Origin of the sequence: Marinobacter similis (genome assembly GCF_000830985.1) — a bacterium.
GTDB lineage: Bacteria > Pseudomonadota > Gammaproteobacteria > Pseudomonadales > Oleiphilaceae > Marinobacter > Marinobacter similis.
This window is the reverse complement of record NZ_CP007151.1, coordinates 1,409,905-1,424,230: the sequence shown is the minus strand read 5'-3', so window position 1 is coordinate 1,424,230 and position 14,326 is coordinate 1,409,905. Positions and strand designations below refer to the sequence as shown.

Annotated in this window: 6 protein-coding genes, 1 tRNA gene and 4 pseudogenes; 8 read left to right on the top strand and 3 right to left on the bottom strand. The window is 62.4% G+C overall.

The window, feature by feature from the left end:
* Nucleotide 1: 1 nt before the first annotated feature.
* From rsmB to AU14_RS06535, 8 genes and pseudogenes are all read left to right on the top strand, one after another.
* On the top strand, nt 2–1,303 hold the full coding sequence (gene rsmB / locus AU14_RS06570) for a 16S rRNA (cytosine(967)-C(5))-methyltransferase RsmB (protein WP_041339779.1): 1,302 nt from the start codon (nt 2–4) through the stop codon (nt 1,301–1,303).
* A complete protein-coding gene (gene trkA / locus AU14_RS06565) occupies nt 1,300–2,703 on the top strand; it encodes a Trk system potassium transporter TrkA (RefSeq protein ID WP_041339777.1) in 1,404 nt (467 codons plus the stop codon). The genes rsmB and trkA overlap by 4 nt, the downstream gene beginning before the upstream one ends.
* Nucleotides 2,704–2,828: 125 nt before the next feature.
* A pseudogene (glyQ, locus tag AU14_RS06560) lies at nt 2,829–3,853 on the top strand (glycine--tRNA ligase subunit alpha).
* Between the two features lie 2 nt (nt 3,854–3,855).
* Complete coding sequence (glyS, locus tag AU14_RS06555) at nt 3,856–5,937, top strand: glycine--tRNA ligase subunit beta (RefSeq protein WP_041339775.1); 2,082 nt, start codon at nt 3,856–3,858, stop codon at nt 5,935–5,937.
* 30 nt (nt 5,938–5,967) lie between these two features.
* A complete protein-coding gene (gene gmhB, locus AU14_RS06550; RefSeq protein WP_041339773.1) occupies nt 5,968–6,525 on the top strand; it encodes a D-glycero-beta-D-manno-heptose 1,7-bisphosphate 7-phosphatase in 558 nt (185 codons plus the stop codon).
* 35 nt (nt 6,526–6,560) lie between these two features.
* Nucleotides 6,561–6,637, top strand: a tRNA-Pro gene (locus tag AU14_RS06545).
* Between the two features lie 298 nt (nt 6,638–6,935).
* Complete coding sequence (locus tag AU14_RS06540; RefSeq protein WP_041339772.1) at nt 6,936–8,210, top strand: GGDEF domain-containing protein; 1,275 nt, start codon at nt 6,936–6,938, stop codon at nt 8,208–8,210.
* Nucleotides 8,211–8,303: 93 nt separating this feature from the next.
* Nucleotides 8,304–8,675 (top strand): VOC family protein, encoded by a 372-nt coding sequence (locus tag AU14_RS06535; RefSeq protein ID WP_041339771.1) that lies wholly within the window; start codon nt 8,304–8,306, stop codon nt 8,673–8,675.
* Between the two features lie 47 nt (nt 8,676–8,722).
* Here the strand turns inward: AU14_RS06535 and AU14_RS06530 are convergent.
* The 3 pseudogenes from AU14_RS06530 to ptsP form a co-directional block, all read right to left on the bottom strand.
* Nucleotides 8,723–10,476: pseudogene (locus tag AU14_RS06530) on the bottom strand (PTS fructose-like transporter subunit IIB).
* Nucleotides 10,473–11,446: pseudogene (gene pfkB / locus AU14_RS06525) on the bottom strand (1-phosphofructokinase). Before pfkB ends, AU14_RS06530 begins: the two co-directional pseudogenes overlap by 4 nt.
* Nucleotides 11,446–14,273: pseudogene (ptsP, locus tag AU14_RS06520) on the bottom strand (phosphoenolpyruvate--protein phosphotransferase). Before ptsP ends, pfkB begins: the two co-directional pseudogenes overlap by 1 nt.
* Nucleotides 14,274–14,326: the final 53 nt, after the last annotated feature.

Here is a 14,326-nt window from a genome sequence, read left to right as displayed (position 1 = left end):
CATGAGCGATCAGCCCCAGCCCCTGCGGGCCATTGCCGCCAGTGTGCTGCTGGCGGTGGAAAACGGTCAGTCCCTGTCCCAGTGCCTGCCGCCAGCCCTGGCGCGTCTGCCGATGAGTGAGCGGCCGGCGCTGCAGGCCCTGTGCTACGGCAGTTGCCGCTGGTTTCACCGACTCGACGACGAACTGCAGGGCCGCCTGAAAAAACCACTGCGTGCCTCCGACCGCGTTGTTCACCACCTGATGTTGGTCGCCCTGTTCCAGTTGCGATTCAGCCAGCAGGCCAGCTACGCCGTGCTGAATGAAACCGTAGAGGCCTGCCGGGCCCTGGACAAACCGCACCTGACCGGCCTGGTCAACGGCGTGCTGCGCGCCGCCGAACGCACCGGGGCACCGGAACCGAGCACCGACGCCAGCCGCGTCAGTCATCCGGCCTGGATGGTGGAGAAGCTTCGTCACAACTGGCCCGAGGACTGGCAGGCCATCGCCGACGCCAACAATGCCCAGGCCCCGATGACCCTGCGGGTTAATGCGCTCCGGTTCAGCCGGGACGAGTACCTCGCGTTGCTGACCGAAGCCGGCATCGACGCCGTGGCCACCCGGTTTGCGCCCAACGGTATTCAGCTGCAGCAGCCGGTGCCGGTTGACCGCCTGCCGTGGTTCGCCGATGGCGCGGTCAGTGTCCAGGATGAGGCCGCCCAGCTGTGCACCACAGTACTGGATCTGGCTCCTGGGCAGCGGGTACTTGACGCCTGCGCCGCGCCCGGTGGCAAGACCTGCGCCATCCTCGAGGCCTGCAGCGAGCTGGCCGAGGTGGTGGCCATTGATGAATCCGAGGCCCGGCTACCGCGGGTGCAGGAGAATCTCGACCGCCTGGATCTGGCCGCCACCCTGAAACAGGCCGACGCCGCCGATATCGATCAATGGTGGGATGGCGAGCCATTCGACCGGATCCTGCTGGACGTACCCTGCAGTGCCAGTGGCGTTATCCGGCGCCACCCGGACATCAAGCTGCTGCGCCGGGAGTCGGACATCGTGCCCCTGGCCAGCATCCAGCTTGGGCTGCTTGAGGCTATGTGGTCTATTCTCAAACCCGGTGGTCGCCTGGTGTACGCAACCTGCTCGGTGTTCCCCCAGGAGAACCACCGTATAATCCAGCGCTTCCGCAAGCAGCAGGAAGCGGCCCTCCTCATGGAACCCGAGGTTTTGTGGGGACGGGACATGGGCCCGGGGCGTCAGTTGCTCCCCGATCCAAACAGCCATGACGGCTTTTTCTACGCCGTACTGGAGAAACCTGAAGCATGAAGATCCTGATCCTCGGTGCCGGCCAGGTGGGTGGCACACTGGCGGAAAACCTGGCTAACGAAGCCAACGACATCACCATCATCGACAGCGATGGTGCCCGGCTCCGCGAGCTACAGGATCGCCTGGACATCCGGACGGTGCAGGGTGAAGCCTCGTACCCGACCTCGCTGCGGCGGGCCGGTGCGGAAGACGCCGACATGGTGATTGCGGTCACCAGCAGTGACGAGACCAACATGGTGGCGTGCCAGGTCGCCAAGCTGCTTTACAAGACCCCGACCACCATCTGCCGGGTGCGCGCCAGTGCCTATCTGGCCAAGTCGGACCTTTTCTACCAGAAGGATCGCACCAAAGACCTGGACAGCCTGCGCGGGTTTCCCATTGATGTCCTGATCAGCCCGGAGCACCTGGTTACCAAGCACATTACCCGGCTGATCGAGAACCCGGGCGCCCTGCAGGTACTTGAGTTTTCCAAGGGCCTGACCCGGCTGGTGGCCATCCGGGCCATGGAGGGCGGTCCGCTGGTCGGCCATGAATTGTCGTACCTGCGTACTCATATGCCGCGCATCGATACCCGGGTAGCGGCGATCTTCCGGAAAGACCGGGCGATCATGCCCCAGGGCGACACGGTGATCGAGGACGGCGACGAGGTCTTCTTCATCGCCGCCTCCGACCACATCCGGTCGGTGATGAGCGAACTCCAGCCCCTGGTCAAGAACTACAAGCGCATTTTTATCTGTGGCGGTGGCAACATCGGCCAGCGTCTGGCGCACACTCTGGAGAATCGTTACCAGGTCAAACTGCTGGAGCGTAACCACGAGCGCTGCGTGATGCTGTCGGAAAACCTGCGCAAGACCGTGGTGCTGGAAGGCAATGCCGCCAACAAGGACATCCTGCTGGAAGAGAACATCGAGAATACCGACGTGTTCTGCGCGGTCACCAACGATGACGAGGCCAACATTATGGCCTCACTGCTGGCCAAGCGACTGGGCGCGCGCAAGGTTCTGACCCTGATCAACAACCCGGATTATGTCGACCTGATCCAGGGCGGTGACATCGATGTTGCAATCTCGCCCCAGCAAACCACCATCGGCAGCCTGCTGACCCACGTTCGCCGCGGCGACGTAGTGAATGTTCACTCCCTGCGCCGGGGCGCGGCAGAAGCCATCGAGGCCATTGCCCATGGCGATCACCGCTCCTCCAAGGTGGTCGGCAAGCGGCTGGATGAGATCAACCTGCCCGAGGGCACCACCATCGGTGCCATTGTGCGCCGTAATGAGGTCCTGATCGCCCACGATCACCTCCGGGTTCAGCCCGATGACCACGTGATCCTGTTCCTGGTGGACAAAACCCGGATCCGTGAAGTGGAGAAACTGTTCCAGGTGGGACTGACTTTCTTCTAGTTCAAAATCAAGGCAGTGAACTGCACTTAGAAATACCGCTTTGGCAGGCGTATAATGCGCCTTTTTTCAGAGTGCCCCGGGCTAATTCGGGGCGCCACATTCAGATTGATCAGTAGGCAAACGTCGTGACAGACAAGGCAACCAAGCAAACTACTCCGGACATCAAGACCTTTCAGGGCTTGATTCTGGCTCTGCAGAATTTCTGGGCGCAGCACGGCTGTGTGGTCCTCCAGCCACTGGATATGGAAGTGGGTGCCGGTACCTTCCACCCGGCGACGTTCCTGCGGGCCATCGGGCCGGAAACCTGGAACGCCGCGTATGTCCAGCCGAGCCGTCGGCCGACCGATGGCCGCTACGGTGAGAACCCGAACCGACTGCAGCACTACTACCAGTTCCAGGTGGTCCTGAAGCCATCGCCGGACAACATTCAGGAACTGTATCTGGACTCCCTGAAGGCCCTGGGCCTGGATCCGCTGGTCCACGATATCCGGTTCGTGGAAGACAACTGGGAATCGCCTACCTGGGTGCCTGGGGTCTGGGCTGGGAAATCTGGCTGAATGGCATGGAGGTGACTCAGTTCACCTACTTCCAGCAGGTTGGCGGTATCGAATGCTTCCCGGTCACCGGCGAGCTGACCTACGGCCTTGAGCGTATCGCCATGTACCTGCAGGGCGTGGACAGCGTCTACGACCTGGTCTGGACCGAAGGTCCGGATGGCGTTGTTACCTATGGCGACGTGTTCCACCAGCAGGAAGTGGAAATGTCGACCTACAACTTCGAGCACGCCGATACCGAGTTCCTGTTTCATAGCTTCGACGTGCACGAGCGCGAAAGTGCCCGGCTGATCGAAGCCGGCCTGGCGCTGCCAGCCTACGAGCAGGTGCTCAAGGCTTCCCACACTTTCAACCTGCTGGACGCCCGGCACGCCATCTCGGTGACCGAGCGCCAGCGTTTCATCCTGCGAGTTCGCACCCTGGCACGTTCTGTCGCACAGGCCTACTTCGACAGTCGCCGTAAGCTTCGTTTCCCGCTGGCCCCCGAGGCCCTGCGCGAGGAAGTACTGGCCGCGGCCAACGCCGCCGATGACAAGGCCAAAGGCAAGAAAGGCAAAAAAGCGAAGAAGGCTCAGCAGGAACAGGGGAACGCGTAATCATGGCAACACAGGATTTTCTGGTCGAACTGGGCACCGAAGAGCTGCCCCCGAAAGCACTTAAACCACTGTCCGATGCCTTCACCCAGGGCATCGCCAAGGGTCTGGAAGACGCCGGCATTGAGTTCGGCAAGGTCGAGGCCTTCGCCGCGCCCCGCCGCCTGGCGGTTCGTATCCGTGACCTGGCCGATGCCCAGCCGGACAAGCCGGTTGAAAAGCGCGGCCCTGCGGTCAAGGCCGCCTTTGACGATGCTGGCAACCCGACCCGGGCGCTGACCGGCTTTGCCACCTCTCTCGGTGTCACCCCGGACCAGCTGGATACCCTGGAAACCGACAAGGGTGCCTGGGTGGTCTACCGTACCGTGGAGCAGGGTAAGCCCACCGTTGAACTGCTGCCGGAACTGGTCGACCAGTCACTGGCGGCGCTGCCGATTCCCAAGCGCATGCGCTGGGGTGCGCACCGGACCGAGTTTGTCCGTCCGGTGCACTGGGTAATCATGCTGTTCGGCAACAAGGTGATCGACACTCCGATCATGGGCCTGAAGCCCGGCAACAAGACCCGGGGCCACCGTTTCCACTGCCCGAAGAAACTGATTGTGCCTACCCCCAGTGACTATGAGGTGGTGCTCAAGCAGGAAGGCTACGTGCTCGCTGATTTCGCCGAGCGCCGCGCCAAGATCCGTGCCGGTGTGGCCGAACTGGCCGAATCCGAGGCCGGCGGCAAGGCGGTGATCGACGAGGAGCTGCTGGATGAAGTCACCGCCCTGAACGAGTGGCCGGTGCCCTTGATGGGGCGCTTTGAAGACCGCTTCCTGGAGGTTCCGGCAGAAGCCCTGATTTCCTCCATGAAAGAGCACCAGAAGTACTTCCACGTGGTCGGTGCCGATGGCGCCATGTTGCCGCTGTTCATTACCGTGGCCAACATCGATAGCAAGGACCCGGCCCAGGTGATTTCGGGCAACGAGAAGGTCATTCGCCCGCGCCTGTCGGACGCCGCTTTCTTCTACGAGACCGACCGCAAGAGCCGCCTGGAAGATCGTATCGATCGGCTCAAACCGATCGTGTTCCAGGAAAAACTGGGCAGCATCTACGACAAGTCGGTTCGGGTCGCGGCACTGGCCAGCAAGATTGCCGAAGCCATCGACAGCGATCCGGCCCTGGCCGAACGCGCGGCCATGCTGGCCAAGACCGATCTGGTCACAGAGATGGTGCTGGAGTTCACTGATCTGCAGGGCATCATGGGCCAGTACTACGCCACCAACGATGGCGAGGCCGACGATGTCGCCAAGGCCCTGAACGAGCAGTACATGCCGCGCTTTGCCGGCGATGACCTGCCCACCACTGCCACCGGCTGTGCCGTAGCCATCGCCGATCGCCTGGACTCGCTGGTGGGCCTGTTTGGCATCAACCAGCCGCCGTCCGGCACCCGCGACCCGTTCGCTCTGCGCCGTGCTTCCCTGGGCGTGCTGCGCATCATCATCGAACGGGAACTGCCGCTGGATCTCCAGACCTGCTGCGAGTGGGCCGCTGAGAACTTCACAGTGCTGACCGAGCAGGACACCGCCTCCACCGTGGTGGACTACATGCTGGAGCGCTTCCGGGCCCATTACGACGAACTCGGCATCGGTGCCGAGGTGTATCTGGCTGTGCACGCCCGTCGTCCGACCCGGCCGCTGGACTTCGACCGTCGGGTCAAGGCGGTAGAAGCCTTCCGTCAGCTGCCCGAGGCCCAGGCCCTGGCCAGCGCCAACAAGCGGGTGTCCAACATCCTGACCAAACAGGGTGGCGACCACATTAGTGAAACCGTCGACACCAGCCTGCTGCAGGATTCCGCCGAGCAGCAACTGGCCGAGCAGGTCGAGCAACAGGCCGGTAAGGTCGTGCCGCTGTTCGAGCAGGGCGACTACACCAGTGCCCTGCGCTCCTTGGCCAGCCTGCGGGAGCCGGTGGACAGCTTTTTCGATGAGGTTATGGTGATGGCTGAAGACGATGCCACCCGTAACAATCGTCTGGCGCTGCTGAACCGCCTGCGTAACCTGTTCCTGCGAGTGGCAGACATTTCCCTGCTGCCCACGGCCGGGTAACGGACGAAGAACCAGGGGCGAAAAAACAAGATGCTGATCATCCTCGACCGGGACGGGGTCATCAACGAGTACGATGGCAACTACATCTGCTGCGCTGACGACTGGCACCCCATTCCCGGCAGCATCGAGGCGGTGGCCCGGCTCTGCAACGCCGGCCACCGTATCGCCATTGCCACCAACCAGTCCGGCATCGCCCGGGGTTTTTACGGCCTTGAGGAACTGGAGGCCATGCACGAAAAACTGGAGTGCCTGGTGGAGGCTGCCGGTGGCTGCATCGATATCATCGCCTACTGTCCCCACCATCCCGACGATCATTGTCACTGTCGCAAACCATTAACCGGCCTGCTGGAGCAGATCCAGAGTCATTACCGCCTGGACTCTCTGGACGGGGCCATCATGGTGGGGGACAGCCGCAAGGATCTGGAAGCGGGCGTCGCCGGGCACTGCCAGCCGGTGCTGGTACGCACCGGCAATGGCCAGGATACCGAGCGCCATCTGGACGCCCGACCGATCCCCGGAACCGAGGTAGTCGTCTACGATAATCTCAGCAACTTTACGGATGCGCTTTTGTCCGCCGAGGGCTGGTAAAACCAAAGTGAATCCGTATAATACCGGCCGTTGATCGGCGTGTGGCGCAGCTTGGTAGCGCACTTCGTTCGGGACGAAGGGGTCGCAGGTTCGAATCCTGCCACGCCGACCACTTTCCCGCTTTTCTTGTATTTTTGATCCCGTTGTTCTCCTTTCTGCAGTTGTTTTACCCCGTTTGACCATTGTTCATTTTGCGCCCGGCCGCTGTGCTTTCAGCGCACTAATATTGCCCATGAAAATCATAGAATTCGTGCGTGTAATGCCCCGTAAAATAATGCTATAACGTCCAGAACACTCAACGAAGAAAGGCACGGAACGTAGAAAACTACGTAACGGAGAGTGCCGGCTTTTTCAGATCTGCCTGCTCGTAGGCAATTGGGTGAATACCAGTAGGTCAGGTGAGGGAGCACATGTATCTATCTGCAGAAACCAGACTCAAGGCCATCCTTGAAGGCACCGGGGCTGGCACCTGGGAATTCAATCTCGACACCGAAGAAATCATTTTCAACGATCGTTGGGCAAGCATGCTGGGCTACAGCCTCGAAGAGCTTGCTCCAATCTCTTTTCAGACCTGGTCACAGCTCTGCCACCCAGACGACGTAGAGGCCGCCTTCCAGGCACTGGATAGCTACCTGAATGGCAACAGCGCGCAGTACGAATGCGTCCTGCGCATGCAGCACAAGGACGGCGATTGGCGTTATATCCACACCCGGGGTACCGTTTTTGCTTCCCCGCAAGAAACGGAAGCACGCTGGCTGATGGGCACACACCTGGACGTCACGGAAGAAAAGCGCAGACAGCATCAGTTGCAGCAGTTGGCAGAATCCCTACCAGGAGTAATCTACACCTTTGTCCTGGATTCCCAAGGTCAGTACCAGTTCCCGTTCTTGAGCCGAAAAGCTGAGGAGTTTTATGGCGTATCCGCTGACGCGGCCATGGCCAATCCCCAACTGCTGTTCGATTCCATCCACCCGGACGACCTGCCCCGGGTACACCAATCCATCCTCACGTCGGCCGACACTCTGAACCAATGGAGTTGCGACTATCGCATTGTCCGGGAATGCGGCTACCAATGGGTACGAGGAACCTCTCAACCGGAACGTGGTCCTGACGGCAGCGTTACCTGGCACGGCATCATTACCAACATTGATGACCAGAAACGGCTGGAACAGAAGCTTGAACGCCTGTCGATCACCGACGAACTCACGGGCCTGTACAACCTCCGATACCTGCTGATGAAGCTGGATGAGTGCGCCGCCGAGACAGAACGCTATGGCGCTACCTTCTCAGTGGCCTCACTGGATATCGACTACTTCAAATCAGTTAACGATCGTTGGGGCCATCCCGCCGGCGACCGGGTCTTGCAGGGCATCGCCGAACTGCTCCGTCAGCGGACACGGCGCGCCGACATTGTCGCCCGCACCGGGGGTGAAGAGTTCATTGTGCTGATGCCACGAACCAATCTGGACGATGCCCGCCACTTAATGGAATCCTTGCGGAGCGATCTGGCGGAGAAAGTCTTCACCAGTGACAGCGGCGACGCCTTCAGTGTCACCCTCAGCGCCGGTGTCGCCTGCTGGTCGGAACACACTAGCTCAGTCAGTCATTTGCTATCGGCCTGCGACCAGTCCCTGTATGCTGCCAAACACGCCGGCCGAAATCGTGTCCTGATCAACAGCCGGTAAACGCCACAGCCACGTCTCTTACGCGCTGGCACGAGGCCCGATTAGCATGGTGGCCAGGTTCAGCGCCCAACCCCTTTGTTTGGAGCACAGACTATGATCGGTTACGTCACCATTGGTGTCAGCGACATCAACAAGGCCAAGGAGTTCTACACCAAACTGCTGGCAGACATGGACGCTAAGGTCTTGATGGACATCGGGCGCCTGGCCTTTATCGGCAAGAACATGAGCACACCCATGCTGGCGGTGTGTGAGCCGTTCAACAAGGAACCCAACCACCCAGGCAATGGCAACATGGTTGCGCTGCAGCCTGGCTCGAAAGAAGCCGTCGATGCCCATTACCGCAAGGCCCTGGAGCTAGGCGCCACCTGCGATGGCGAACCCGGCCAAAGAATACCGAACCAGTTCTACGGTGCCTACGTGAAAGACCCGGACGGCAACAAGCTGGCGTTTTTCCACTTCGGTTAATAAAAAAGGCCCTCACTTGAGGGCCTTTTTTGTGATGGCGTCTGCGGTCAGGCGGCGCTGGCTGCCACTTCCGCCTTGCCATCCTTGAGCAGCGCATAGCCCAGACCAATCACCAGTGATCCGATGGTGATGGCTATCAGGTAAGGCAGGACCACACTGACCGCATTGGGGATCGCCAATACGAACAGGCCACCGTGGGGCGCCATCAGTTTCACGGTGAACAGCATCGACAGGGCACCGGTGATAGCCCCGCCCAGCATGCAAACCGGAATGACCCGGAGCGGGTCCTTGGCCATGAACGGAATCGCGCCTTCTGAGATGAAACACAGCCCCAGCACAAAGGACGCGCGGCCGGCCTGGCGCTCGGCTTCAGCGAACTTTCGACGGGCCACAAACGACGCCACGCCCATGCCAATGGCGGGCACCATCCCGGCGGCCATGATCGCTGCCATCGGCGCGGAACCGCCACTGCCTTCCGACAGCAAACCCACACCAAAGGTGTAGGCCGCCTTGTTCACCGGGCCGCCCAGGTCGAAACACATCATCGCACCCAGGACACCGCCCAGCAGAATGGCGTTGGTAGTACCCATGCTTTCCAGGAAGCCGGTCAGTGCATCCATGATCGCCGCCATGGGTTCGCCCAGCACGTAAATCATGCCAAGCCCGGTCACCAGGCTGGCGAGCAGGGGAATGATCAGGATCGGTTTCAGTGATTCGATACTCTCGGGCAAGGGCAGTTTCCGGCTAATAAAGCGGGCCACATAGCCGGCCAGGAAGCCGGCGACGATACCGCCAAGAAACCCGGCACCCAGTTCACCGGCCAGATAACCGCCGATCATGCCCGGGGCCAGGCCCGGACGGTCGGCAATGGACCAGGCAATGTAACCAGCCAGTAGCGGGATCATCAGCTTGAAAGCCGTGCCGCCGCCAATCTGCATCAGCGCTGCCGGCAGGGTGCCCGGCTCCTGAAACGCCTCAATTCCGAACACAAACGACAGTGCGATCAGCAAGCCACCGGCCACCACCATCGGCAGCATGAACGACACCCCGGTGAGCAGGTGCTTGTAGGGGCCACGGGACTCGCCACCGGCTGGTGAGCTGGCCTGTTGCTTGCCGGCATCCAGTACCTGAGCCTCGGCCAGGGCAGCCTGTACTGTATCGGCCGGTGTTTTCAGCGCCGCGCCGGTGGAGGTCCGCCAGACCCGCTTGCCAGAGAAGCGCTCGGGATTCACTTCAATATCGCAGGCCAGGATAACCACATCCGCGGCGCAATCTCGGCCTCGGTCAGTGGATCCTGAGCGCCCACCGAGCCCTGGGTTTCAACCCGGATTCGGTGCCCGGCCGCCTCGGCCGCCGCCGTCAAGGCTTCTGCCGCCATGAAGGTATGGGCGACACCGGTCGGGCAGGCGGTCACAGCGACGATCTGTCGAGCTGCCGTGTCGGCCGCCACTACTGGCGCCTCGGCAACCTCTTGCGTCTCGCTGGGCGCCCAGGGCCGGGCCTGCTGCACGGCGGTCTCCAGAACCGCCGCTGGCGCCGCCAGTGCTTCGGTCACTGGCAGTTGGTACACCGCCTTGCCGGTGTACGCATCAAGCGCAACCGGGGTACCGAGGGCCGCGATCACCAGGTCGGCAGCGGCAATCTCGGCCTCGCCAATGGCTGTCGGCTGATGGCCGTCCCGGCCACGCATATCCGTGGTCACCTTCCAACCCCGCTCCAGGGCAACCCGTTCAAGCGCCCGGGCAGCGAGGAAACTGGTGGCAATACCCTGGGGACAGGAACTCACAATAATCAGGTTCATAACGGCACCTCCCCATTGTTGTTATCCCCAGGCCAGGGGTTAACCCGGGTTTGTTCGACAAGTGAATGAAAATCCGACGCGGCCGGATTGCCGACCCCGGCATGGCGCACGCATTCGGCGGACAGGGCGGTGGCAAACCGTAACTTGGCCACCTCCGGTTCATAGTGGTCTGTGTTGAACAAGCCGTGCAGCAGGCCAGCCAGCAGGGTATCGCCGGCGCAGACGGTACTGCGCGCGGACACCGGCGGTGGCTCGGACTGGTAGCTGCCATCGGGGCCAAACCAGAGCACACCGCCGGCGCCAGGGACACCACGACATGAGCCAGGCCCTGGGCCTGCAACGCGGTGGCTACGTCAGCCACCTGTTGACGGGACACCAGCGGACGCCCGGCCCAGGCCGACAGTTCCTCGATATTCGGCTTGATGCCGAATGGAGTCGCCTGCAAACCGGAGGTGAGGGCGTCACCGCTGGTATCCAGCCACACCGGTTTATCCACAGCCCGGACCATGGCCACCAGATCGGCGACCGCCGCTGCGGGCAGACTCGCCGGCAAACTGCCACCGATCACGACGGCGTCATGCTCGGCGACCAATGGTGTGAGTTGATCCACCAGACGACTCAGGGCGTCGCTCGCCGCCTCGAAACCAGCGCTGTTGATGTCGGTGATCCGGCCGTCCCGTTCCGCCAGCTTGATGTTAACCCGGTTGCGCCCGGGCACCCGCACGAAACAGTCGGTCAGGCCTTCATCGGCAAACAGCCGCTCGAACGGTGCCGCATTGGCCTCGCCCAGCAGACCGGACACGGTCACCTGATGGCCAAGGCCAGCAAGCACCCGGGCCACATTGATGCCCTTGCCCGCCGGCTCCAGCCGGGTAGCTGTGGTGCGATTGACCTGGCCGGGCTCAAGGGCATCCAGCTCGGCATTGAGATCCAGTGCCGGGTTCAGGGTAATGGTCAGGATGCGCGCCATCAGAACGACTCCAGGGCATCACGTACCTCAACCGCCGAGGCCTTGGACAAGGCCAGCTTGGCCCGTTCCCGGGCCGCATCCAGAGTGAAATCACGGATACAGGCCTTGACCAGGGGTACTCGCCGGCTGGTGACAGAAAGTTCGTCCACCTCCAGGCCAACAAGCACCGGAATCGCCTGGGGATCGGAGGCCAACTCGCCACAGACCCCTACCCAGCGGCCGTGGGCGTGGGCGGCTTGCACGGTCATCTGAATCAAGCGCAGGACGGCGGGGTGCAATGCATCAGAATCGGCCGAGAGCTGGCCATGGCCACGGTCGATGGCCAGGGTGTACTGGGTCAGATCGTTGGTACCGACTGAGAAAAAGTCCACTTCCGGAGCCAGGGTAGGCGCCAGCAGAGCACAGGAAGGCACTTCAATCATCACGCCAATCTGCACGTCGGCGCTGGTAACCTCAGTCTGCACCCGCTGCACAATCTGCTTGGCAGCGCGGAATTCTTCCAGATCCTTGACCATCGGAAACATAATCCGCAGGGGCCGGTCACCGGCGGCAGTCAGCAGGGCGCGGACCTGGGTTTCCAGGATCTCGGGCCGGGTCAGTGACAACCGGATACCACGCATACCCAGGAAGGGATTGTCTTCCTGAGGCAGCGGCCAGTAATCCAGCGGCTTATCACCACCCACATCCAAGGTCCGGGCAACCAGCGGCAGACCATTGAGCGCGTCGAAGGCGTGACGATATTCAGCTATCTGGGTCGCCAGGTCCGGCGCTTCCGGATGGGCCATGAACACGAATTCGGTACGCAGCAGGCCAATACCCTCGGCACCGCGCGCCACCGCATCGGGTGCGTGCGCGGTATTGCCAGATTGGCGCAGACTTCCACCCGGTGACCGTCGCGGGTGATGGCCGGCTGGTGCCGGTTATCGTGTGCTTCAGCCTGCAGGGCGGCCAACTGCTCAAGCCGACGGGCAACCTGGGCCCGACGCTCATCGCCCGGGTTTGGCACCAGCGAGCCGCGCTCGCCGTCTACCACCAGCTCGGCACCATCAACCAGCTTTAGCACCGCTTCACCGGCACCCACCACCGCAGGCAGTCCCAGCGCCCGGGCCAGAATGGCGCTGTGGGAGGTAGCGCCACCGCGAGCGGTAACCAACGCCCGCACTCGAGTGGTATCCAGCCGGGCGACATCAGACGGCCCCAGGTCATCGGCCACCAGGACATACGGGTGCTCCGGCGGCTTTGGCATTTCCACGCCGCAGAGGTTGGCCAGCACACGCCGACCGACGTCGCGCAGATCCGCGGCACGCTCGGCCAGCAGCCTATCCGCCAGCGCCTCCTGACCCTTGGCGGCGGTATCGATGGCCTGCCACCAGCCGGCCTCGGCAGACGCGCCTTCGTTGATCGCTTCCAGGGCGGCCTGATACAGATCTTCATCCTGTAGCATTTCCACATGCACCGACAGAATTGGCGCTGCTTCGCCGCCCTCGGCCTGGCGAATCAGGGTGCGCAGCTGGCTGTCGGCGGCATCAAAAGCGCGGTTCAGGCGCATGATCTCGGTTTCGCTGTCGGCCGCGGTGTCCGGGTAGGCCAGCGTTGGCTGACGCAGAACAAAAATCGGCGCCAGCGCCAGACCCGGCGATGCCGCTACCGCTTTCAGGGGCTGGTCGTCCGGCAAAGGCTCTGGTTCACTCTGGGGCTGTGCCGCCAGTGATGATTCGGCACGCAACGGCGATACCGCTTCACCCAGTCCGTCAGTAATGGCCTTGGTCAAAGCGGTCACCGCTGCTTGGGCATCTTCGCCGGTAGCGGACAGGATCAGGGTCTGGCCCCGGCGTGCACCCAAGCCAATGATCCGGGTCAGACTGGTGGCGGAGACGGCACCGCCATCGCCCTCCCGCAGTCGCACCCGGATACTGGCGTTATGTCGGCGCGCTTCCTGCACCAGCTGCTTGGCCGGGCGGGCGTGCAGACCGTGGCTGTTCAGCAAGGTGACACTGGCAGTGACGGCATCGGCCGCTTCACCAGAAAGCCGGGCCAGCAGAGCCTCGGCTCCCAGCCCTTCGATCGGCTCGCCAGGGGCCAGGAATTGGTCCAAGCGGGCCAGCAGCTCATGACACTCATCGCCCGGACCGGCCAGGCAAAACACGCCCTGAAGCTCGGGCCCCGGGCGCTTCGGCGTCGCCAGTGACAACGCCGGACGACGAGCGCCCCGGCTGTGGTGCACCAGCCACAGGCCCTGGCCCAATGCCACCGGAGGCTGCCCGATGATCTCGGTGAGAAAGTCGGTGTCGACACAGTGCAGACTCTGCAGGCGGGCGGCGGCAATCAGCGCCAGTTCGGTGGCAGTGGTGGCTTCAAGCCCCAGGCACAGGCTATCCCTGTCGCATTTCGCCAGCACCGGCGGTTTGCTCAGCAAGGCTACCAGCTCTGCCGCATCGCCGGTGCGGGCCAGCTTGTCGGCCAGACCCGGGGTATCCAGTACCCGGGTCAGGTGGCGGAGAATATCCAGGTGCTCGTCCGACTGGGCGGCGATAGCCACCAGCACATGCACCCGGGCACCGTCGTGCCAGGTCACGCCATCGGGAAACTGCAGCAGGCGGATGCCGGTATTTTGCACCGCGGTGCGGCTGTCCGGGGTGCCGTGGGGAATGGCAATGCCGTTGCCCAGTACCGTGGACGATTGCTGTTCCCGGGCCATCATGCCGTTCAGGTAATCGGAGGAGGTGCGACCAGCGGCTTCCAGGTCCCGGCCGGCCTGGGTCAGGGCGTCCTGCCAGTCGACGGCGGTAGCGCCGAGTCGAACATCGTTGGCGGTCAGCGTCAGCATCGAAGTTGCCTCGCTTTGTTGTTGTGGTGAGCGTGTGTTTGGGGTTGCTGAAT

Coding starts and splice junctions, on each gene's coding strand:
- rsmB (WP_041339779.1), top strand. CDS start 2: ATGAGCGATCAGCCCCAGCCCCTGCGGGCCATTGCCGCCAGTGTGCTG.
- trkA (WP_041339777.1), top strand. CDS start 1,300: ATGAAGATCCTGATCCTCGGTGCCGGCCAGGTGGGTGGCACACTGGCG.
- glyS (WP_041339775.1), top strand. CDS start 3,856: ATGGCAACACAGGATTTTCTGGTCGAACTGGGCACCGAAGAGCTGCCC.
- gmhB (WP_041339773.1), top strand. CDS start 5,968: ATGCTGATCATCCTCGACCGGGACGGGGTCATCAACGAGTACGATGGC.
- AU14_RS06540 (WP_041339772.1), top strand. CDS start 6,936: ATGTATCTATCTGCAGAAACCAGACTCAAGGCCATCCTTGAAGGCACC.
- AU14_RS06535 (WP_041339771.1), top strand. CDS start 8,304: ATGATCGGTTACGTCACCATTGGTGTCAGCGACATCAACAAGGCCAAG.